The sequence below is a fragment of the Lacihabitans sp. CS3-21 genome (assembly GCF_024343675.1).
Lineage (GTDB): Bacteria > Bacteroidota > Bacteroidia > Cytophagales > Spirosomataceae > Leadbetterella.
The window spans coordinates 1-1158 of the sequence record NZ_RJUD01000069.1; the positions used below are offsets into that span (position 1 = coordinate 1).

General features: G+C 31.3%; 1 protein-coding gene. It reads right to left on the bottom strand.

Annotation, left to right across the window (positions count from 1 at the left end; translation table 11 throughout):
* Nucleotides 1–14 precede the first annotated feature (14 nt).
* On the bottom strand, nucleotides 15–683 hold the full coding sequence (locus EGI24_RS14400) for a hypothetical protein (RefSeq protein WP_255048629.1): 669 nt from the start codon (nucleotides 681–683) through the stop codon (nucleotides 15–17).
* Nucleotides 684–1158 lie beyond the last annotated feature (475 nt).

Sequence of the window (1158 nt, forward strand, 5' to 3'; positions counted from 1 at the left end):
AAAATAATATAAAATTAATCTTTGAGGCAGTAACTTATGAGCTCATCTTCAATATCTTTCATTAAAATTATTAATTCGATGAACATTATTTGTTCAGAAATATCAATTCCATTTTTTGAATAACCTAAGCTTAATCCTTTCCATGTTATATTATCTATCTTTGGGTTATTAACTGTAACTTTGAAATTATGTGCCAATGCATTGCGTACTAACCAGCCAAATGTAAAAATAGTATTCCATTTTGTCGGATCTGTACCGAATACTTTAATTACTTTATCTTTTGTTGATTCCCAATATTGAATATATGTCGCTTGTCCTAGTGATAAAAAAACCTTTGCGAATCCGTCTAATCCTCCATTAATTTCTTCTTGGTCGGGAAAGGTTTTTTCTTTGAAATGTATGTTTATACTTTGAGGCCATCTATTGTCCATTAAATATTTGTAAATATCATACGGAAAAAAATAGTATATCTTGTTTGTGGCCTTAGTTCGTCCTTCAAAAAACAAATAGTGTCCCTCTTTATATGCTATGGCTTCAGTAAGGTAAGAGTCCATTAGCAAATTAGTTGAACAAACTCCAGCTAAAAATGAAACTACACCATCAAAAAAAACATATGAGTTATCAATTCGAATAAATTCAATTTTGTCTTCGGATCGCAAATAAAATATGTCTTGCTCGGTCATGATTTTAGTAAAACTGCTAAATCTTATATAAACAGATAAATTGAGGTAGCTAGCCGAATGTTTTCTATTAAACTAATATACTGAGGTATTTCATAGAAGGTACTTATATTGTTTACTGAGTCAAATATATGAGATATTTTTTTCTGAATGTGGGTCATGAATATTTTATTATCTGGCTGCTTTTGGGTAATTTAAATATTTTCGAAGGTTTGTTGTTTCGTGACCTGAAGAATTTATTAACTAATTGAAGTATTTTGAATTCAAAATGAAGGTTTTTAGAGTAATTTAGGTTTTTTTTATAATGAAAGCGGGGTCTCGACTACGCTCGACCTGACAGTAGAGATCTCAGAAATTTGTGCACAAAAAAAAGCCCCAAATTTGCATTTGAGGCTTCTTAATTTTCACTTCACATCTTTGGAGGCTACAATATCGCCTCTGCCTACGGGGAATAGATTGGACTTGCATCCCAGGCGAA

Excerpts from the sequence above, each read along its gene's own strand:
- EGI24_RS14400 (WP_255048629.1), bottom strand. The coding sequence starts at position 683 with ATGACCGAGCAAGACATATTTTATTTGCGATCCGAAGACAAAATTGAA.